The 19,302-nt window shown below is 74.1% G+C and carries 17 protein-coding genes; 11 read left to right on the top strand and 6 right to left on the bottom strand.

Translation table 11 applies throughout. From position 1 onward, the window contains the following. Window positions 1-92: 92 nt before the first annotated feature. Window positions 93-1,325, top strand: a complete 1,233-nt coding sequence (locus tag ACFVVA_RS21130) for a hypothetical protein (RefSeq protein ID WP_387691540.1) — start codon at window positions 93-95, stop codon at window positions 1,323-1,325. Between the two features lie 112 nt (window positions 1,326-1,437). Here the strand turns inward: ACFVVA_RS21130 and ACFVVA_RS21125 are convergent, their stop codons facing one another. After that, complete coding sequence (locus tag ACFVVA_RS21125; RefSeq protein ID WP_380538391.1) at window positions 1,438-2,739, bottom strand: ABC transporter substrate-binding protein; 1,302 nt, start codon at window positions 2,737-2,739, stop codon at window positions 1,438-1,440. Window positions 2,740-2,994: 255 nt separating this feature from the next. Here ACFVVA_RS21125 and ACFVVA_RS21120 point away from each other — a divergent pair, with 255 nt between their 5' ends. Both ACFVVA_RS21120 and purU read left to right on the top strand, forming a co-directional pair. Then, a complete protein-coding gene (locus tag ACFVVA_RS21120) occupies window positions 2,995-3,429 on the top strand; it encodes a hypothetical protein (protein WP_387691537.1) in 435 nt (144 codons plus the stop codon). 110 nt (window positions 3,430-3,539) lie between these two features. Beyond that, window positions 3,540-4,406 (top strand): formyltetrahydrofolate deformylase, encoded by an 867-nt coding sequence (purU, locus tag ACFVVA_RS21115; protein WP_387691535.1) that lies wholly within the window; start codon window positions 3,540-3,542, stop codon window positions 4,404-4,406. 75 nt (window positions 4,407-4,481) lie between these two features. On the opposite strand, the gene ACFVVA_RS21110 is transcribed toward purU, so the two are convergent. Both ACFVVA_RS21110 and ACFVVA_RS21105 read right to left on the bottom strand, forming a co-directional pair. Further along, a complete protein-coding gene (locus ACFVVA_RS21110) occupies window positions 4,482-5,687 on the bottom strand; it encodes a zf-HC2 domain-containing protein (protein WP_387691533.1) in 1,206 nt (401 codons plus the stop codon). Continuing rightward, window positions 5,684-6,250 (bottom strand): sigma-70 family RNA polymerase sigma factor, encoded by a 567-nt coding sequence (locus ACFVVA_RS21105; RefSeq protein ID WP_387691531.1) that lies wholly within the window; start codon window positions 6,248-6,250, stop codon window positions 5,684-5,686. The genes ACFVVA_RS21110 and ACFVVA_RS21105 overlap by 4 nt, the downstream gene beginning before the upstream one ends. Window positions 6,251-6,893: 643 nt before the next feature. On the opposite strand from ACFVVA_RS21105, the gene ACFVVA_RS21100 reads away from it, so the two are divergent. Beyond that, window positions 6,894-7,367: an ATP-binding protein gene (locus tag ACFVVA_RS21100; protein WP_359902194.1), complete on the top strand. Its 474-nt coding sequence runs from the start codon at window positions 6,894-6,896 to the stop codon at window positions 7,365-7,367. A 403-nt stretch (window positions 7,368-7,770) separates the two neighbouring features. Here the strand turns inward: ACFVVA_RS21100 and ACFVVA_RS21095 are convergent, their stop codons facing one another. Next, window positions 7,771-8,754, bottom strand: a complete 984-nt coding sequence (locus ACFVVA_RS21095) for a GlxA family transcriptional regulator (protein ID WP_387691528.1) — start codon at window positions 8,752-8,754, stop codon at window positions 7,771-7,773. 120 nt (window positions 8,755-8,874) lie between these two features. Here ACFVVA_RS21095 and ACFVVA_RS21090 point away from each other — a divergent pair, with 120 nt between their 5' ends. From ACFVVA_RS21090 to ACFVVA_RS21075, 4 genes are all read left to right on the top strand, one after another. Further along, complete coding sequence (locus ACFVVA_RS21090; protein WP_387691526.1) at window positions 8,875-10,191, top strand: MFS transporter; 1,317 nt, start codon at window positions 8,875-8,877, stop codon at window positions 10,189-10,191. A 77-nt stretch (window positions 10,192-10,268) separates the two neighbouring features. Continuing rightward, window positions 10,269-10,796, top strand: coding sequence for a GNAT family N-acetyltransferase (locus ACFVVA_RS21085; protein ID WP_387691524.1), 528 nt, complete (start codon window positions 10,269-10,271; stop codon window positions 10,794-10,796). A 110-nt stretch (window positions 10,797-10,906) separates the two neighbouring features. Further along, window positions 10,907-11,251: a DUF4229 domain-containing protein gene (locus ACFVVA_RS21080; protein ID WP_387691522.1), complete on the top strand. Its 345-nt coding sequence runs from the start codon at window positions 10,907-10,909 to the stop codon at window positions 11,249-11,251. 29 nt (window positions 11,252-11,280) lie between these two features. Next, a complete protein-coding gene (locus tag ACFVVA_RS21075) occupies window positions 11,281-12,378 on the top strand; it encodes a LacI family DNA-binding transcriptional regulator (RefSeq protein WP_387691520.1) in 1,098 nt (365 codons plus the stop codon). A gap of 73 nt (window positions 12,379-12,451) precedes the next feature. On the opposite strand, the gene ACFVVA_RS21070 is transcribed toward ACFVVA_RS21075, so the two are convergent. After that, window positions 12,452-13,660 carry an MFS transporter gene (locus ACFVVA_RS21070; RefSeq protein ID WP_380538410.1) on the bottom strand — a complete coding sequence of 403 codons (1,209 nt, stop codon included), beginning with the start codon at window positions 13,658-13,660 and terminating at the stop codon, window positions 12,452-12,454. Between the two features lie 470 nt (window positions 13,661-14,130). Between ACFVVA_RS21070 and ACFVVA_RS21065 the strand changes: the two genes are divergently transcribed. Next, window positions 14,131-15,477 (top strand): dicarboxylate/amino acid:cation symporter, encoded by a 1,347-nt coding sequence (locus ACFVVA_RS21065; protein WP_387691518.1) that lies wholly within the window; start codon window positions 14,131-14,133, stop codon window positions 15,475-15,477. Between the two features lie 275 nt (window positions 15,478-15,752). On the opposite strand, the gene ACFVVA_RS21060 is transcribed toward ACFVVA_RS21065, so the two are convergent. Continuing rightward, window positions 15,753-15,956, bottom strand: a complete 204-nt coding sequence (locus ACFVVA_RS21060) for a cold-shock protein (RefSeq protein WP_188301247.1) — start codon at window positions 15,954-15,956, stop codon at window positions 15,753-15,755. Between the two features lie 396 nt (window positions 15,957-16,352). On the opposite strand from ACFVVA_RS21060, the gene ACFVVA_RS21055 reads away from it, so the two are divergent. After that, a complete protein-coding gene (locus tag ACFVVA_RS21055) occupies window positions 16,353-17,285 on the top strand; it encodes a menaquinone biosynthetic enzyme MqnA/MqnD family protein (protein WP_387691516.1) in 933 nt (310 codons plus the stop codon). 239 nt (window positions 17,286-17,524) lie between these two features. After that, window positions 17,525-19,279, top strand: coding sequence for a protein kinase (locus ACFVVA_RS21050; RefSeq protein ID WP_387691514.1), 1,755 nt, complete (start codon window positions 17,525-17,527; stop codon window positions 19,277-19,279). Window positions 19,280-19,302: the final 23 nt, after the last annotated feature.

The following is a 19,302-nucleotide window of genomic DNA, read 5'->3' as shown; positions in this document are numbered from 1 at the left end:
GGGCGCGACGTCCAAGGAACTGTGATGCTCCCAAGAACCGACGAGATGTGGTCCGCCGTCAGTGCGCGGTCCTGCACAGGTGAGGAATCGCGTTGAGTCAGCGCCGCTCGTACCCGAACTCCGGTGACTTCAACCTGGACGACCTGTTCCGCCCCGAGCCCGGCCAGCCGCAGGGCCAGCCGCAGGGGCAGCCGGGCCAGCCGCAGGGCCACTCGGCCGTGCCGCCGGTGGGACAGCCGTCCGGGCAGCCGGAGTACCTCGGCGAGGGCGCGCACGCGCTGCCGACCCAGGCGATGCCCGCGCAGCCGGCGCCGGGCCAGTCGATGCCCGGGCACTCGCTGCCGGGCCGGCCGATGCCGGGGCAGGGGGCCCCGTGGGGCGCGCCGCAGCCCGGGTACGGTGCCCCGCAGCCCGATCCGGCTCCGGAGACCCAGTACCTGCCGCCGTACCCCGCCGGCGACCCGCAGGCGGCCGGCTACCCGGCGGCGCAGGCCCAGCCCGGTTACCCGCAGCCGCAGCCCGCGCCGGGGTACCAGGCCTATCCGCCGGCCGCCCAGCCGCAGCCGGCCTACCCGGCCCAGGACCACCACCAGGGCTACGCCCCGGAGCAGGGGCAGGACTACGGCCAGGGGTACGACCAGGGGCACGACGCGACCCGGGCGGGCGGCTCGGGACGCGGCGGACGTTCGTCCAACAAGCTGATCATCGGCGGCGTGGTGGCGGGCTGCGCGGCGGCCGGCATCCTGGTCGCCGTCCTGATGAGCGGCGGCGACGAGACCAGGGACGACGGGAAGACCACCCCGGCGGCCGCCACCGCCGGCGCCACCACCACCCCCGGTGCGCCGAGCGCGAGCGGCTCCGGCGCGGCCGTCGACCCGGAGGTCAAGGCCCAGGCGCAGCCGCTGTCGGACCTGCTGGGCACCGCGAGCGACAGCCGCAGCTCGGTGGTCTCCGCGGTCGCCTCGGTGCAGAAGTGCGACAAGCTGCCCGAGTCCCAGCAGGCGCTGACGGCCGCGGCCGGAAAGCGGCGCGAGCTCCAGAGCAAGCTCGGCCAGCTGAAGGCCGACAAGCTGCCCGGCGGTCAGCAGCTGGTCGACCAGCTCAACGCGGCCTGGACGGCCTCGGCCCAGGCCGACGACGAGTACGCGCTCTGGGCGCAGGACGCGCAGGGCTCCTGCGACGCGAAGAAGCAGGACAACCAGCACTACAAGAACGCCGTCCAGGCGAGCGGCACCGCGACCACCGCGAAGAAGCAGTCCGCCACGCTCTGGAACGCGATCGCCGCCCAGACCGGACTGCCCAACCGGAGCGACGGCGACCTCTGAGCGACGGCGGTCGACGGGGGACGGCGGCCCGTGAACGACGGCGGCCGGTGAACGACGAGGGGGGACGGGCCGCAAAGGCCCGTCCCCCCTCTCTCGCCCTGGTCAGCCCGCGTCAGGCCGGCGGACGGCCCCCGGTGAGCGCCCAGCGGATGTCCACGAAGCCCGGCTGCTGCAGGGTCATCCGGCCGTTCTTGACCACCTGGTAGGTGACCCAGGTGTTCACCAGCCGCGGCGACCCGCCGCTGGGCAGCATGTTGGTGGTGCCCCAGTTGAGCGGCGGGGTGATCCCGACGTCGATGCCCTCCCCGCTGTCCAGCAGCGAGGAGACCGTCTTCGGGGTGACCGTCCGGCCGCCCTCCGCCAGCTTCTGCACCGCCGTCCGGAACACCTCGTACGCGACCCAGGTGGTCTGCACGCCCGGGTCGGAGACGTCGATGGGGTGCCCGCCGGTGGTGTCGGTGCGCACCACCGCGCGCAGCCCGTCCCAGATCTTCGCCGACTCCGGCGGGTACCAGCTGGTGACGTAGGCGCCGCCGAGCGGGCCGGAGTCGCCGCCGGTGGAGTCCACCACCGACTGCTGGACGCTGCCGATCACCGAGGCGATCCGGGTGTTCTTCGCGTTCAGCCGCCGGTAGGAGTCCAGCAGGTTGCCGGTCGGCTCGGCGGCCAGGGCGCTGGTGATGCAGTTGCCCGGCTCGTCCTTGCCGATCGCCTTGCGGATCACCGGGGTGTAGTCGGAGGACTGCTCGGGCGCCTTGACGTCCGTCAGCCTGATCCCGGCCGGCCGCAGGGCGGTGCCCAGGTAGCCGAGCAGGTTGTCGCCGGCCGGGGTGTCCGGGCGGACCAGGGAGACGGTCCGGCAGCCGGCGTCCACCAGCTGGCGGCCGTTGCCCGCGATCAGCGCCGGCATGCCGCCGTCCACCGGGTAGGACAGCGGGCTGGAGAACTCCGGCTGGGAGAGCCCGTAGCCGCCGATCAGCGGGATGCCGGCGCGCTCCAGCACCGGCATGAACGCCTCGCCCCACTGGCTGTAGGAGCCGATCACGGCGACCACCTTGGCGTCCACCGCCTGCTGGGCACAGGCGCGGGCACCGTCCGCGGTGTTGTGCTCGTTGCAGGTGATCACGCGCAGCCGGTGGCCGTTCACGCCGCCCTTGGCGTTGACGTCCTGGCCGATGGCGGAGGCGAGCGCCGTCATGCCCGGGCGGTCGGCGGAGCCCGTGCCGGCCGGGGCCCAGGTCATCACGGTCAGGTCGTCGCCGGTGGTCGAGGCATCGGCCGGTCCGCCGCACGCGGAGGCCGAGAAGAGGGTGGGGAGCAGGGCCGCGGCGGTGGCGGCGGCTGCGATCGGGCGTCGGCGGCGGCGCCGCACGATCGGGGGACGGGCCTGGAAGGAGTCCCTTCGGCTGGTCATCGCTATTCCCTCTCTGGGGCGCACTCCGGCGCACCGGAGCAAGCCAAGCCCCGGCGTCACAAGCCGAGAGGGCCGAAATGCGAACGGATGGCGAACGGCCGCCGAAATCCGGAGTGGTACGCGTGTAGATCGCGAGTGGAGCACGAACAGAGGGGGAACGTACGATCGTTCACCATGTCCGCCAGCACAGATTCTTCGTATCGGTCCGCCCGAAACCCTTCTCGTCCGGGCCACCGCTCCAGCACGATGGGCGGCATGCCGCTCAACGACCTGCCCTGGTGGCGCTGGCGAGCCCGACTGCGCTCGGCGCTGCACATGCTGTCCGACCCCGCTTTCCAGCAGGAGACCTGGCTGACCGGCCGGGAGGGGTACGGCGACGTGACCGACGCCGTCTACCGCCTCGTCGAGGACACCTGGCTGGACCGCTGGTCGGCCGAGAAGTACATCGGGACGATCCTCCGCGACTCCGCCGAGGCCGCGCTGGTGGACGTCGCGGTGCTGCGGGCCGTGCAGATGCTGCACGAGGTCGGTGCGGACGCGCCGGCCTCCGCCTACCTCGGCCACCCCGGCTGGCCGGAGACCGTCCGGGCCGCCCGCGAGGCGCACGTCGTGCTGGCCTCGGGCGACGGGGACGACCCGGACGCGTCGCCCAAGTCGCTGGACGTGCTGCGCATCCTCACCAAGCTCTGACCCGCCGGACCGCCGCCGTCCCGCAGTACGGGCAGCGGGGCGGCGGGTGTCCGGGATGTGACACGCTGGACCATCCACGCACGTCACGACCTCAGAACGGGATACTCCCAGTGGAACAGCAGCCGGTCAGCGCCCAGTACGTCCTCACGCTGTCCTGCCCCGACAAGCAGGGCATCGTCCACGCTGTCTCCAGCTACCTCTTCATGACCGGCTGCAACATCATCGACAGCCAGCAGTTCGGGGACGGTGACAGCGGGCTCTTCTTCATGCGGGTGCACTTCTCCGCCCCCGAGCCCGTCACCGCCGACAAGCTGCGGGCCAGCTTCGCCGCGATCGGCGCCTCCTTCGGGATGGACTGGCAGATCCACCCGACCGAGCAGCGGATGCGGATCGTGCTCATGGTCAGCAAGTTCGGGCACTGCCTGAACGACCTGCTCTACCGCACCCGGATCGGCGCCCTGCCGGTGGAGATCGCCGCGGTCGTCTCCAACCACACCGACCTGCGGGACCTGACCGAGAGCTACGGCATCCCGTTCCACCACATCCCGGTCACCAAGGACACCAAGGCCGAGGCCGAGCAGCGGCTGCTCGACCTGGTCGCCGAGGAGAACGTCGAACTGATCGTGCTGGCCCGCTACATGCAGGTGCTCTCCGACCGGCTGTGCACCGAACTGTCCGGCCGGGTGATCAACATCCACCACTCCTTCCTGCCGAGCTTCAAGGGCGCCAAGCCGTACCACCAGGCGCACGCGCGCGGCGTGAAGCTGATCGGCGCCACCGCGCACTACGTCACCGCCGACCTGGACGAGGGCCCGATCATCGAGCAGGAGGTGGCCCGGGTCACCCACGACGTCAGCCCCGACCAGCTGGTCGCGCTCGGCCGGGACGTCGAGTGCCAGGCGCTGGCGCGCGCGGTGAAGTGGCACAGCGAGCACCGGGTGCTGCTGGACGGGACCCGTACGGTCGTCTTCGCGTGACCGCTGCGCGCAGGCGTTTCGCGTGACCGCTCCGCGCGGGCGTTTCGCGTAGGCGTTCGCGCGGACGGCGGGCCGCTACGGCCGGGAGAGCAGCGGGAGCGCGTGCAGCACCTCGCGGACCGCGGCCCGGTCGCCGTGCTCGCCGACCGGCAGCCGGTCCGGGTCGCGGTGCGCGGCGGCCAGCTGGCACAGCTCCAGGCCGTCCAGCACCATCGACGCCACCGGCTCCCCGCCGGGCGGGCCGCCGCTGCCGACGGCCGCGCCGTCGCCGTCCAGGGCGATCAGCCACTCGCCGCCCGCCGGGCCGTCGACCATCAGCCGCACCCGCCGGGCCGTCCGGGCCCCGCCCTCCGGCGCAGCCGGCGCCCCGGCGTGCTCGGGCCGGGCCGCGCGCAGCCCGGCCAGCGCCCGGGGGAGCAGCCGGACCACCAGCTCCACCATCTGCCGCAGGTGCTGCGGCGTCGGCGGGTCGTACGGGTAGGCGACCGCCCGGGCCACGTCCTCGCCGTGCACGAAGCACTCGAAGGCGCGGTCCACGAAGGCGTCGCGCAGCGGCAGCACCGCGAAGCCGTAGTCGACCGGGGTGTTGCCCTGCGGCACGAGCGCGGCGCTGCGCACCAGGTCGTGGGCCTGCCGCCGCCAGCGGGAGCGCACCGACTGCGGCGCCAGGCCGGCCTGGTCGGCGATCAGCCGGGCGGTGCGCGCGGTGACCCCGGCGTACCGGCCGCCCTGCGGCGGGACGCGCGGCACGGACGGTCCGGCGGCCGGCTCCTGCGGGGGCACCCGCCGCCCGGCCGGTGCGGCGGGCGGACCCGGAGCGGCCGGCACCGGGTCGGGCAGGCCGAGTGCCAGCGCCAGGAAGCCGTCCACCGCGGTCAGGTGGCCCAGCACCTCCGCCGGGCGCAGCCGCTCGGTGCCGCCGTGCCACGGCAGTTCCGCCACCTCCTGCCACTCCTCCGGGCCGAGGTCGCGCAGCAGCGCGTCGAGCTTGGCGGTCTCCGCCGTGTACGGCATGCCCCAGGCGGGGACGGGCAGTTGGGCCGGCCGACGGGCCAGGCACCAGTCGAGCACCTGCTGGCGCAGCGAGCCGGGCTGGTCCAGCGGCTCGTCCAGGGAGAGCCAGCCGGCCGCCTCGCGCAGCCGGGCCGCCTCCTCGGCGCACTCCCGGCAGTCGTGCAGGTGCTGCTCCAACTCGGCGGCCTCGCGGGCCGGGCAGGCGCCGAGGGCCCACGCGCCGAGCATCGAGCGCAGGGCGTCGTGCCGCTCCTCAGTGCTGCTCACGTCTCCCCGTTCCCGTCCCCGGTGCCGTCCTGGCGGGCGCGTTCGTCGGCCAGTTCGGTGGCCAGCAGCTCCAGACCGAGCCGCATCCGCTGCTTGGCGGCCTGCTCGCTGATGCCGAGCAGTCGGGCCGTCTCGCGGTAGGTGCGGCCGTCGTAGTAGGTCACCGCGATGGTCTCACGCAGGGGTTGGGGCAGGGAGTCGACCACGTACTGCATCCTCGCGGCGGTGGCCACGGCGCGGATCTCGGCCTCCGCGCCCGGTGCGAGTTCGGCGGCCCGCCGGGCCCGCAGCCGTTCGACCGCGCGGTGGTGGGTCAGCGCGCCGAGCCAGGAGCGCAGGGTGCCCCGGTCGGGGTCGAAGTCCTCGGGGTGCTCCCAGACGTGGGCGAAGACCTCCCGGGTGAGCTGGGTGGCGGCGGCCCGGTCGGCGAGTATCCGTCCGGCCAGGCCGTGCACCATCGGTGCGAGCTGGTCGTAGAGTTCGCCGAGCGCCGTCTCCTCGCCGCGGGCGAGGCGGCGCTGCAACTGCTCGTCCCAGCGCGGGGTCCGCTCCGGGGTGGCCATCGGGAACCACCCTCCTGACCGGGGTCGCTGGCTTACCCAACGGTATCTTGCGGCCGGGCGGCGCCGGGGGCGATTGCGGCAAGAACGGAACCGTTCCTGGCGGATCACCCCTCCTCATGGGTGTGCCTCCCGGCCCGGATCCCTCGCCGGGTCCCTCTGGGCCCCTCGCCCGGGCCGGATCGTCGGACGGTACGACGGTCGGCCGGTGGGACCCGTCTGCCGATGCCACCGTTCGAGAGCCGTCGGACATATGTCGCACGGGTGGTTCGTGAGTGGCGGGCGGGGTGCGCGGGGCGCACGGCGGTAGGTTCCCGACTGCGGGACCAGCGGGTCGGCCGGGTCGGACGATCACCGGTACGAGCCTCGCGAGAGTGAGCGGGACAGTATGCACCGCGCTGTCGCCCGATCGCCGGAATATGCCCGAAGCGCTTGCTGCGGTCCGTCCCCCCGCCCATCCTGAGGCGTATTCGTGTCGCGGCCGGGTGCCCGACCGACGAGACGGCGCGGGCGAGCGGGCGCGGACGGACAGACCGGGCGGGCGCCCGGGCACGGCTCGGGTGGCGCCGGGCGACGTGCGAGGGCCCGCCGGCCGATCCGGCCCGATCGGGACTATGGCCGAACTGCGAGTGCGGGTGGTGGAGCGGTGCAGGTTCTTCAGGTACAGCTGGCGGTGCAGGCTGACCCCGCCGAGGTCGGCCGGGCCCGTCGATGGGTGCGCTCGCGGCTGCTGAACCACGGGGTGGACCCGGACGCGCCGATGGCCGAGACGGTGGTGCTGGTGGTCTCGGAGCTGGTGACCAACGCCGTGGTGCACACGGGCTGTCCGGCCGTGCTGAGGCTCTGTCTGCCGGTGGCCGACGGCCCGCAGGAGGGCGGCCCGGCAGCCCCGCTGCGGGTGGAGGTCGCCGACGCGAGCCGGGCCGCGCCGACGCCGCGGCACGCGGGCGCGGACGAGGACGCGACCAACGGACGCGGCTTGGAGCTGGTCGAACTGCTCTGCGAGCGCTGGGGCTGGTACCCGGAGGACTCGGGCAAGCGGGTCTGGTGCGAGATCGGCAGCGACGCCCGTCCCGCGGATCCGCTGGCCGACGTGGACTGGGCGGCTTTGGCGCAATAGCGGCTTTCGCGGCGGCCGTCGGACCGTGCCGATCTCGGTGCCGATCACCGGCCGAAAGGTGACGCAACCATTCCGAATTTCGGACTACCCATTGACGTGACGTATCCGACTGATCACGCTTGGGTGCGGCGCTCCGTCGCGAGGGGACGCCGAGGGGATGTCCGTCCACCGCCGCGGTGCCGCTGTCCAGGGGATTCGTGCCGGCAGGGCGGACCGCGGACGGCCGGTCACGGGCCGCTCCTCGGCGAGTGCGGAGGGTGTGGCGCGGGATCAGGGCTCGCGCGCCGGGGTTGGATGGCGGCCTGCCGTACCGTGCTCGGGGTGGGCGCGGCCTGCCGCCATCCGATCCGCCGCCGGCGCGCGACGGGATCCGGCCACCGGCCGGGCGGTCGCCGGGCCGCGCTCAGGAGGCGCGGTTTTCCGGGACGGAGCGGAAGGTGCGCCGGTAGGCGCTCGGTGCGACGTCGAGCCGGCCGCGCAGCTGAAGTCGCAGCGAGGCGGCGGTGCCGAAACCGGACTCCCGGGCGACCTGGTCGATCGTCAGATCGGTCCGTTCCAGCAACTGGCGGGCCCGCTCGGTGCGCTGGGTGGTGATCCACTGGCCGGGGCTGGCGCCGGTCTCCTCGCGGAAGCGCCGGGTGAAGGTCCGTACGCTCATCCCCGCCCGGTCGGCGAGCTGCCGCAGCGCCAGTGGCCGGTCCAGGTGCTCCAGCGCCCAGGCGCGCACCGCGGCGGTGCCGCTGCCGCCGGAGTCCACCGGGCTCGGGGCCTCCACGTACTGCTTCTGCCCGCCCTCGCGCCACGGCGGCACCAGGCAGTTGCGGGCCACCGCGTTGGCCACCGCGCTGCCGTGGTCGCGGCGCACCACGTGCAGGCACAGGTCCACCCCGGCGGCCACCCCGCCGGAGGTGAGGATGTCGCCGTCGTCGGTGTAGAGCACGTCGGGGTCCAGCCGCACCTTGGGGAACAGCCGGGCGAAGCGCTCGGTGTAGCGCCAGTGGGTGGTGGCCGGGCGGCCGTCCAGCAGGCCGGCGGCGGCCAGGATGAAGGAGCCGGTGCAGATCGACATCAGCCGGGTGCCGGGCCGGATCCGGGCCAGCGCGGCGGCCAGGGGCGGGGTGAAGCAGGCGTCGGCGACGGCCGGAGCGGAGTCGGCGGAGGCCGGGATCAGTACGGTGTCCGCCCGTTCCAGCAGTTCGGGCCCGTGGTCGACCATGACCCGGAAGTCGGCGCTGGTGGTGACCGGCCGTCCGTCCAGGGTGCAGGTGGCCACTTCGTACAGCGGCCGTCCGGCCGGGTCCTTGGCGCCGCCGAAGATGCGGGCGGGGATGCCGAGTTCGAAGGCGATCACGCCCTCCAGGGCGAGTACCGCGACCAGGTGTGCCATGCCGTCCCCTCGGGCGTCGGTGGGTCCGGGACAGGCTACAGCGGGCCATGGCCCGAATCTTGCGAAAGCTGTCATTCAGGCCACTCGTCCGGCTCCGGGCGGCCCGGAACACTCGTTCGCGTGACCGAACGCAGCGCCCTCGCCCCCGCATCCCGCTCCGAACCGCCCGACCCGGCCGAGCGCCCCCGGGTGCACTACGCCTGGGTGGTGGCCGGCGTCTCCCTGCTCGTCCTGCTCGGCTCGGCCGGCTTCCGCTCCACGCCCAGCCTGATGATGGACGCCCTGCACAACGAGTTCGGCTGGTCGCTCGGGACGATCTCCAGCGCCACCTCCGTCAACCTGACGCTCTACGGCCTCACCGCCCCCTTCGCCGCCGCCCTGATGGACCGGTTCGGGGTGCGCCTGGTGGTGGTCTGCGCGCTGCTGACCATCTCGGTCGGCTCCGGGCTGACCATGCTGATGCGCGAGCCCTGGCAACTGGTGCTCTGCTGGGGCGTGCTGGTCGGCCTCGGCAGCGGCTCGATGGCCGGAGCCTTCGCCACCACCATCACCGGGCGCTGGTTCCGGGCCCGCCAGGGCCTGGTCACCGGAGTGCTGACGGCCGCCGGAGCGGCGGGGAACCTGGTCTTCCTGCCGATCGGCGCCTGGCTGGTCGAGCAGCACGGCTGGCGTTCGGCCGTGGTCGTGGTCTCGCTCGCCGCCAGCGCCGTCGCCGTCCCGGTGCTGCTGCTGATGCGCGAGCGCCCCGCCGACCTCGGCCTGCTCCCGTACGGTGCGACCGAGGCCCCGGCCGCGACGGTCACCGACGGCCGAGCCCTGGCCCGCTCGCTGCGGGTGCTGCGCAACGCCGCGCGGGTCCGGGCGTTCTGGCTGCTGGCCGGCTCCTTCGCGATCTGCGGCGCCACCACCGCCGGCCTGGTCGGCACCCACTTCATCCCGGCCGCGCACGACCACGGCATGCCGGTCACCACCGCCGCGAGCCTGCTCGCGCTGATCGGCGTGTTCGACGTGCTCGGCACCGTCTTCAGCGGCTGGCTCACCGACCGGGTCGACTCCCGGGTGCTGCTGACGGTCTACTACGGGCTGCGCGGCCTGTCCCTGCTCCTGCTGCCGCAGCTGCTGGCCGGATCGCTCCAGCCGCCGATCCTCGCCTTCGTGATCTTCTACGGCCTGGACTGGGTGGCCACCGTGCCGCCGACCGTCGCGCTGTGCCGCCGGCACTTCGGCGAGGACGCCCCGATCGTCTTCGGCTGGGTGCTCGCCGCCCACCAGATCGGCGCGGCCGTCGTCGCCGGGCTGGCGGGCCTGGCCCGTGACGCCCTCGGCAACTACGACCTCACCTGGTACGGCGCCGGCGCGCTGTGCGCGGTCGCGGTCGGGCTCTGCCTGGCGCTGCGCGGCGGGCGGCCCGACCGGGCGGTGCCGGCCCTCCGGTGACGGGCGGTCCGCGCGACCGGGGGGCGGCGCCGGACCTCCCGGTAGGACCGTCGTACCGGAGGTCTAGGCTCCGCTCCATGGTGCTCACCTTCACCCTGGACCCCGAGCTCGACCCCGATCTGCGGACGGCCATCGTCCGGCTGTGGGCCGACGTCACCAACGCCGGCGGGGCGGTCGGCTTCGTGGCGCCGGTCACCGAGGAGGAGGTCCGGGACACCGCCGAACGCCAGTTCGCCGGGGTCGGACCGGACGGTCCGGACCGGTTGCTCGTCGCGCACGAGAGCGCGACGGGCCGGCTGGTCGGCGTGCTGTTCTTCGAGTCGATGCGCTTCGACCTCATGGAGCACTGGCGGATGCTCAAGCGGGTCATGGTGCACCCCGACTTTCAGGGCCTGGGCCACGGCGCCCGACTGCTCGCCGAGGCCGAGCGGGCGGCCCGGGAGTGGGGCCTGGAGTCGCTGCGGCTCACCGCGCGCGGCGGCCTCGGGCTGGAGCGGTTCTACGCCCGCAGCGGCTACCGGGAGGTCGGCCGGGTGCCGGCCGCGATCCGGGTCGCCCCCGGGGACGACCGGGACGACATCACCCTCTGGCTCGACCTGCGCTGACGAGCGCCCGCCGGGCCGCGGGCCGGATCGGGTGCCCCGTGCCCCGCTCCGGCCGTCAGGCATGCTTGACTGGAGAACCCGCCCCAGCGCAACGAAGAAGGACGTGTCGAGTGACCAGCAACGGCCCGGAGAAGTCGCACGCCACGCTCCGCTACACCTCGCTGCGGGTCAGCATCTTCCTCGGCTGCCTGCTGGTGGCCCTGCTGCTCGGGCACTTCGGCGTCATCCCGGTCAGCGGCGAGGCCGGCATGATCTTCCTGTTCCTGCTGGCGGCGGTCGCCTCCGCGCCGCTCAGCTACGCGCTGCTGAGCAGGCAGCGCGACGAGATGTCCACGCAGATCAGCGGCAAGGTCTCCGGGATGCGCAGCCGTACCGCAGACCGGATCGCCGCGCAGAACGCCGAGGAGGACGCCGCCGACGACGCCGCCCGCTCGGCCACCGCCGGCCAGAACTGACCGGGGCCCGGCCCCGGAGCGCAGCCGCCGTGCCCGCCACCCGAGACTCCGCGCCGTCCGAGCCGCCCGCCGGGCAGCCGCCCTCCGAGGGGGCGCTCGGCACCTGGCCGGCCCCCGTCCGCCGCCCCACCGGGCGGGACGTGGCGCGGCTCGCCGGGGTCTCCCAGGCCACCGTCTCCCTGGTCTTCTCCGGCGCCGAGGCCGGCCGGCGGGTCTCCGAGGCCACCCGGGAGCGGGTCCGCGAGGCCGCCCGCAGCCTCGGCTACCGCCCGCAGGCGGCCGGGCGGCAGCTGCGGCTCGGCCGCAGCGGGATGATCCTGCTGGCCGTGCCGAATCTCCAGGGCCCCTTCTTCGGCCGGGTGCTGGAGGGCGTCCACGAGGAGGCCGGCCGCAACGGCCTGGCCGTCGTGGTCAGCTCCGGCTGGGGCAGCGCCACGCTGGCCGAGGCCGCCACCGCCGGCCGCTTCGACGGCCTGCTGATCTGTTCCCCGGACGACAGCCAGCTCGGTGAGCTGCCCGTCGACACCCCCGCCGTCTTCCTGGACGCCGACCCCGGCACCGACCGGGCGCGTCCGACCGTCGAGCTCGACGTGGCCGGCGGGATGCGTGCCGCGGTCGAGCACCTGGCCGCGCTCGGCCACCGCCGGATCGGCCGGCTGCGCTCCAGTCACTCCGCCTACACCTTCCGGGTCCGGCAGGCCGCCTTCGAGCAGGCTGTCCGTGAACTCGACCTGGACGTCGTGGAGTTGGGTGTGAGCCTGAACGACGGCCACCGGGCCGCGCGGACCGTCGCGGGCCGGCTGCTGGAGCGGGCGGACCGGCCGCGGGCGGTGATCTGCGACGACGACGTGGTCGCCTCCGGGGTCTACCAGGCCGCCGCCGAGCTGGGGCTGCGGGTGCCGGAGGACCTGTCGGTGGTCGGCATGGACAACGTCGCGGTGGCCGCGCTGCTCGCCCCGCCGCTGACCACCGTCGACCTGCCGGGCGAGGAGCTGGGCCGGGCGGGCGCGGCCGCGCTGGCGGCCCTGCTGCGCGGGGAGCGGGTGGCGCCGGTCGCGCCGCTGGCCACCTCGCTGGTGCTGCGCTCCTCCACGGCGCCGGCCGGTACGGCTCCGACCGGGCGGTGACGGTCCGTCACCGGAGACAGGACTGCGCCCGTCGGCCAGACCACCGGCGGGCGCAGTCGTTCGTGGGGGTGGGTCAGCCCACCGGGACGGGCCGGGCGGCCGGGGCGAGCGGCACCGGGTGGAACCAGCGCCGGGCGCCGAACAGCACCAGCCCGCCGAGAGCGATCCCGCCCACCGCGCACAGCGCCACCGGGCGCAGCGAGTCCTCGGCGAGCTTGCCGGAGACGGCGTAGCCGAGCGAGTTGCCGGTGGCGAACAGCGTCACCAGCCAGGCGAAGGCCTCGGTGACGGTGCCGGTCGGCGCCAGTTCGGCGACCAGGACGAACGCCGCCGCCAGCAGCGGGGCCAGCATGACCCCGGAGAGGAAGGCCAGCGCGGCCATCGGGTACGGCCCGGGCAGGGTGACCAGCGGCAGGTAGGAGGCGGCCATCGCGAGGGCCATCACCCAGGTGCGGGTGGCCGTGGTCTGCCGCCAGGTGACCGCGCCGTAGGCGAGCGCGCCGAGCAGGCCGCCGAGCGCGGCCAGTGCCAGCAGGGTGCCTCCGCCGCCGGGCAGCGTACCGACGTGCTGTTCGGCATAGGCGATGAACAGCACGTTCTGCGCGCCGACCGCCCAGCCGGCCCCGGCCAGTCCGACCAGCAGCAGCACCAGTCCGGGGGAGCGCAGCGGCCCGAGCAGTCCGGCGGACCGTTCCTGCGCCGGGGCGCGCCAGGCCCGGGCGGGCCCGGCGGTGGCGACGATCAGCGCGCCGGCCAGTCCGAGCCCGGCGGCCACCCAGAGTGCGGCGACCGGGCTGAACAGCCCGGAGATGGTGGCGACGGCCAGCGGACCGGCCACGTAGAGGATCTGCTGGGCGGCCGAGTCGAAGGCGTACGCGGTGTCGAGCTGCTTCTCCTCGACCACGTCCGGCCAGAGCGAGCGCAGGCAGGGCTCCAGCGGGGGCATGGCGAGGCCGGCGATCGCGGCCCCGATCGGCGCACCGAGCGCGGAGCCGGGGGCGAGGGCGAGCAGCGCGTACCCGCCGCCGGCGACCACGGCGGAGGCGAGCAGGACGCGCGGCTGTCCGGTGCGGTCCACGATCCGGCCGAGCACCGGTCCGCCGACGGCGGCGGCGATCGCGTAGGCGGAGGTGGCCAGTCCGACCCGGCCGTACGTCACCCCGGCGTCGCGCAGGGCGAGGGCGATGACGAGGGCGGTCATGCCGGCGGGCAGGCGGCCGAGCAGGGTGCCGAGCAGCAGGCGGGTGACGTGCGGGGCACGGAGCAGGGCGAGGTAGCCCATCGGCCGTCCTCTCCGGGTGGGCAGGCAGGGGCAGGGACGCCGTCAAAGTTATACGTATAACTGCTCGGCGGTCAATCGGGCCGCCGAGTTGGCCTGATGGGGCGTCAGCTTCGTTCGTGTCCGGAGTTCGGGTCGGCGGCGGTCCTCGGGCGGCGTGTGCGCTGCGTGACCTCAAACAAGTACTTTGAACATCTCAAACCTTTACTGCTAACGTATCGGCCATGACAGCCTCAGACGCACTGCGGATGCACGGCCCGGGCCCCCTGCCCGCCGCCGCCCGCCCGTGTGCTCTGACCGGTGCTGTGGACAGCCCGCGCCGTTGTCGCGCCATGCGCTGTGCTGCCCTGAGCTGTACCGCGGCGGCACGCCCCTGACCGGGGGCCCGACCCATCCCGTCCGGCCCCGCGTCGTGCCGCCCGCTCCGCCCCCACCTCACCGTCAGCAACGCCCTCCCCCGGAGACGCTCCCCCATGTCCACAGCGCCCGAGGCGACCTCGTCGCCGTCCGTGCTCGCCCGCATCCGCAAGACGCCCTTCTGGGTGCAGATCGTCGCCGGCCTCGTGCTCGGCGTCGGCCTCGGCTACCTGGCCCGTGCCGCCGACATCTCCTGGCTGGCCACCACCCTGGAGACCATCGGCAAGATCTTCGTCCAGCTGCTCAAGCTGGCCGTCCCGCCGCTGGTGTTCACCGCGATCGTGGTGAGCGTCGCGAACCTGCGCAACGTCACCAACGCGGCCCGCCTGGCCACCCGCACGCTGCTCTGGTTCATGGTCACCTCGCTGATCTCGGTCGGCATCGGCATCGGCCTGGGTCTGCTGACCAACCCGGGCGAGGGCACCAACCTGAAGACCGAGGGCCTCAAGGCGCTCGACTCCAAGGGCACCTGGATCGACTTCCTGACCGGGATCTTCCCGACCAACATCGTCGACTCCTTCACCAAGGTGAACGTGCTCCAGATCGTCTTCCTGGCGGTCGTGGTCGGCGCGGCGATCCTCAAGCTCGGCGCCAAGGCCGAGCCGGTCCTCAAGCTCAGCGAGTCCGTGCTGGAGCTGACCCAGACCGCGCTGTGGTGGGTCATCCGGCTCTCCCCGCTCGGCACCCTCGGCCTGATCGGCAAGTCCGTCGCCAAGTACGGCTGGGACCTGCTGAAGCCCTTCGCCACGCTGACCCTGGACATCTACCTCGGCTGCGCGCTGGTGCTGTTCGTCGTCTACTCGCTGGTGCTGCGCTTCGCCGCCGGGCTCAACCCGCTGCACTTCTTCAAGGGCGCCTGGCCCGCGATCCAGCTGGCCTTCGTCTCCCGCTCCTCGGTCGGCACCCTGCCGGTCACCCGCCGCGTCACCGAGCGCCTCGGCGTTCCGAGCGAGTACGCGTCCTTCTCCGTGCCGTTCGGCGCCACCACCAAGATGGACGGCTGCGCCTCGATCTACCCGGCCGTCGCCGCGATCTTCGTCGCCCAGGTCTTCAACATCGAGCTGGGCATCAAGGACTACATCCTGATCGCCTTCGTCTCGGTGGTCGGCTCGGCCGCCACCGCGGGCCTCACCGGCGCGATCATCATGCTGACGCTGACCCTGTCCACGCTGGGCCTGCCGCTGGAGGGCGTCGGCCTGCTGCTCGCCATCGACCCGATCCTGGACATGATGCGCACCGCGACCAACGTCGCCGGCCAGGTCGTCGTGCCGATCGTGGTCGCGGCCCGGGAGAAGATCCTGGACGTCGCCGCGTACAACAACCCGTCCGGGGACCTGTACGACGAGGCCCCGGAGCCGGCCGTCGCCGCAGGCCAGGGCGGTGCGACCCCGGTCGCGGCCTGAGGCAGGCTGCCCGGGACGGAACGTGCGGTCGAACGCCAGAGGGGACGTTCGACCGGCATGACGGAAAGGGCCCTCTCCCGGTGACGGGAGAGGGCCCTTTCCGCATTCCTTCGCTCCGTGCCCGAACTTCCGCCCCGGGACGGGCTTTCGAAAAGGCAGGGGGCCCGCCGATGGGCGGGCCCCCTTGGGTACTGCTCTTGTGCTCATGGTGGCGGCTGTCGGGAGCCGCCGGCGGACCCGTACGGGTCCCGAGCGATCAGAACATCAGAGGATGGTCAGACAGCGGTGACGTTCTCCGCCTGCGGGCCCTTCGGGCCCTGGGTGACGTCGAAGGTGACCGTCTGGTTCTCCTCCAGCGAACGGAAGCCGTTCGCGTTGATGGCGGAGTAGTGAACGAAGACGTCGGGGCCGCCGCCATCCTGGGCGATGAAGCCGAAGCCCTTCTCAGCGTTGAACCACTTGACGGTTCCCTGAGCCATGCCGTTCTCCTTGCGATGCGTGTCGGGGGCCACACCGTGTGACACCCGGTCCGCTGCGCTGATCGCCCTGCCTCCGGACGTGTCCGAAATTTTTCGATATTGCTGAAAAACTACAAAAAGCCTGCGGTTACATGCTCCGCAGGCTTCAAGTACTGCAAGGGGAATCAAACTGCAACTGAGGGCAACGCTAGCATGCGGCCGCTGTGACGACCAGAGGTCACTTGCGGCGTGGAAGGCGCGTGTCGTAAGGGCCGGAGCGGGTGTCGGCAGCGGGCGTGGAAAGGCGCGTCGACGCCGCGTCGACGGCGGCTGAAGGCGTGTCGGACGGCCGGTGCGAGCCGCCGCGAACAGCAGGCATACGCTGCGGGGAGGCACGAACAGCGAGGGAGCGGCGCAGTGGCAGCACCGGAGGCACGGACACCGGACGCGCGGACGCGGGAGCCCCAGGAGAACACACCGGTCAGGCCCCGGGTCGGCCACATTCAGTTCCTGAACTGCGTACCCCTCTACTGGGGACTCGCCAGGACCGGGAACCTGCTCGACCTGGACCTCACCAAGGACACCCCGGAGAAGCTGAGCGACCAGCTCGTCGACGGCACCCTGGACATCGGCCCGATCACCTGCGTGGAGTACCTGCGCAACGCGGACGACCTGCTGGTCCTGCCGGACATCGCGGTCGGCAGCGACGGCCCGGTGATGTCCTGCCTGATCGTGAGCAAGGTGCCGCTCGCCGACCTCGACGGCCGCCGGGTCGCCCTCGGCTCCACCAGCCGCACCTCCGTACGGCTCGCCCGGCTGCTCCTGGAGGAGCGCGAGGGCGTGCGCCCGGACTACTTCAGCTGCCCGCCGGACCTCAGCGCGATGCTCGCCGAGGCCGACGCCGCCGTCCTGATCGGCGACCCGGCCCTGCGCGCCTACCTCGGGCAGGCCGCCGACCTCGGGCTGACCGTCCACGACCTCGGCGAGATGTGGAAGGAGTGGACCGGCCTGCCCTTCGTCTTCGCGGTCTGGGCGGTGCGGCGCGAGTTCGCCGAGCGCGCCCCGGAACTGACCGCCGCGGTGCACCGGGCCTTCCTGGAGTCCCGCGACCTGTCGCTGGTGGAGGCCGGCAAGGTCGCCGAACAGGCCGCCCGCTGGGAGGCCTTCGGGGCGGACGTGCTGGAGCGGTACTTCAGCGAGGCGCTCGACTTCTCGCTCGGCGAGCGCCAGCTGTCCGGCGTCACGGAGTTCGCCCGGCGGGTCGCGCATGACAGCGGGTTCGCCCCCGACGTCGCGGTGCGGCTGCTGGAGCCGGTGTCGTTGCCGCTGGGGACGCAGCAGGGGATGTAGGGGAGGTAGGGGGAGGCACGGGATGTAGGGGCGCGGCGTCCGGCTGCGGGGTTCCCGCACCTGTTCGCGGGGCCCGTGCCCGTCTTCGTACGCCCGGCGCCGCCGCGCGGGCGGAAGGGTGAAGACAGGCCCGAGGGCCGGGCGGAGCACCGTCCGGCCCGGTACGGTCTGCACCCGAGGCGCGTCCGGTGGGCCGTCGGTCGGCGGAGCGCGCGTGCGAGGCGAGGGGAGCGTGCGGGATGCGGGCACTGGGGTCGGACGATCCGCGCCAGGTGGGCGGCTACCGGCTGCTGCGGCGGCTCGGCTCGGGCGGAATGGGCCGGGTCTACCTCGGCCGGACGGCCGGCGGGCGCACCGTCGCCGTCAAGGTGGTGCGGTCGGAGCTCACCGACGACGCCGAGTTCCGCGCCCGCTTCCGGCAGGAGGTCGCCGCCGCCCGGCGGGTCGGCGGCGCCTGGACCGCGCCCGTGCTGGACGCCGACACCGAGGGCGCACGCCCGTGGGTCGCCACCGGCTACGTGGCGGGCCCCGCGCTCGGCGACGCCGTCCGGACGTACGGGCCGCTGCCCGAGCCGGCCGTGCGCTCGCTCGGCGTCGGGCTCGCCGAGGCCCTGGCCCACGTCCACGGACTCGGCCTGGTGCACCGGGACGTCAAACCGTCCAACGTGCTGCTCACCCTGGACGGACCGCGGCTGATCGACTTCGGGATCGCCCGGGCCCTGGACGCCGCGGGCGGCCTCACCCGTTCCGGTTACGTGGTCGGGTCGCCCGGCTTCATGTCACCCGAACAGGCGAACGGGCAGGCCGTCGGGCCGGCCGGGGACGTCTTCTCGCTCGGCGCCGTCCTCGCCTTCGCCGCCACCGGCGTCCACCCTTTCGGCGAAGGGGTCAGCGCGGCCGTGCTGCTCTACCGGGTGCTGCACGAGGAGCCGGACGTGGCCGGGCTGCCCGAGCCGCTGCGCGGGATCGTCCTCGGCTGCCTGGCCAAGGACCCGGCCGCCCGGCCCACCCCGCGGCAGCTGCGCGCCCGGCTGGACCCGGACGGTGCGGCCGCCGCCCGGCTGGCGCAGGGCCGCTGGCTGCCGGGGGAACTGGCGGCGGGGGTGGGACGCAGCGCGGTGGAACTGCTGGACTTGGACTTGGACTTGGACAGGGAGATGGGGGAGCCGGGGGAGTCGGGGGAAGCGGCTCCGGACGGGGTGGGCGCGGACGCGGGTGCCTCCGGTGCCCTGGCCGGGGCGGTGCGGACACCGACCTTCGTGTCCGCGGGCGGGCCGCAGGGTGCGGGGGAGCACCCGCCGCTGAGCGGGGCCGTCCGGGACGGGACCGCGCAGGGGGCGCGGCCGCGGCGGGCCCGGAACGCGGCGGCGGTCGCGGCGGTGCTCGTGCTGCTCGGGGGCGGCGGGTACGGGCTGTACGGGTGGCTGCACCGGGCCGAACCGGCGGTGTCGGGGCCCACGGCGGCGCCGCTGCCGGAGGCGTCCGCCGACCCCGGCCGGGCCGTCCCGCCGAGCGGCGCCGTCACCTCCGGGTCCACCTCGGCCTCCGGCGCTCCGGGGAACGCGACGGCGTCCGCCCCGGGTGCGGTGCCGCCCGGGACGGGCGGGCCGAGCGTGGTGCCCGCCGCCTTCCTGGGCACCTGGAGCGGGGACATGGTCACCGACAAGGGGCTGCCCGGCGGGACCACCACGCTCACCGTCCGTCCGGCGGCGATCGGCCAGGAGAGCACCACCAGCCGCAACGCCGTCTCCGGGCTGCTCTCGATCAGCTGCGAGGGCGCCTGGACCCTCAAGTCGGCCTCCGCCACCAAGCTGGTGTTCCAGTCCCGACTGGTCCGCTCCTCGATCCCCGGCGCCTGCACCGGCGGCTCCAACGCGGAGACGCTCACCCTGCAGTCCGACGGGACGATCCGTTTCGCCTCCGCCGACCCGCCGGCCGGGAACCCGGCCGGCACGATGCGCAGGGCCGACGGGGCCGGCGGGGCCGACGGCTGAGGGCTGCGGCGGGGCTGGCGGGG

This window comes from Kitasatospora sp. NPDC058048 (assembly GCF_042885555.1).
In the GTDB taxonomy this organism is placed as follows: domain Bacteria; phylum Actinomycetota; class Actinomycetes; order Streptomycetales; family Streptomycetaceae; genus Kitasatospora; species Kitasatospora lactacystinica.
The sequence above is the reverse complement of the archived record's forward strand: the minus strand, read 5'-3'. Positions and strand labels throughout refer to the sequence as shown.

Coding starts and splice junctions, on each gene's coding strand:
- ACFVVA_RS21125 (WP_380538391.1), bottom strand. CDS start 2,739: ATGACCAGCCGAAGGGACTCCTTCCAGGCCCGTCCCCCGATCGTGCGG.
- ACFVVA_RS21120 (WP_387691537.1), top strand. CDS start 2,995: ATGCCGCTCAACGACCTGCCCTGGTGGCGCTGGCGAGCCCGACTGCGC.
- ACFVVA_RS21105 (WP_387691531.1), bottom strand. CDS start 6,250: ATGGCCACCCCGGAGCGGACCCCGCGCTGGGACGAGCAGTTGCAGCGC.
- ACFVVA_RS21095 (WP_387691528.1), bottom strand. CDS start 8,754: ATGGCACACCTGGTCGCGGTACTCGCCCTGGAGGGCGTGATCGCCTTC.
- ACFVVA_RS21085 (WP_387691524.1), top strand. CDS start 10,269: ATGGTGCTCACCTTCACCCTGGACCCCGAGCTCGACCCCGATCTGCGG.
- ACFVVA_RS21070 (WP_380538410.1), bottom strand. CDS start 13,660: ATGGGCTACCTCGCCCTGCTCCGTGCCCCGCACGTCACCCGCCTGCTG.
- ACFVVA_RS21065 (WP_387691518.1), top strand. CDS start 14,131: ATGTCCACAGCGCCCGAGGCGACCTCGTCGCCGTCCGTGCTCGCCCGC.
- ACFVVA_RS21060 (WP_188301247.1), bottom strand. CDS start 15,956: ATGGCTCAGGGAACCGTCAAGTGGTTCAACGCTGAGAAGGGCTTCGGC.
- ACFVVA_RS21050 (WP_387691514.1), top strand. CDS start 17,525: ATGCGGGCACTGGGGTCGGACGATCCGCGCCAGGTGGGCGGCTACCGG.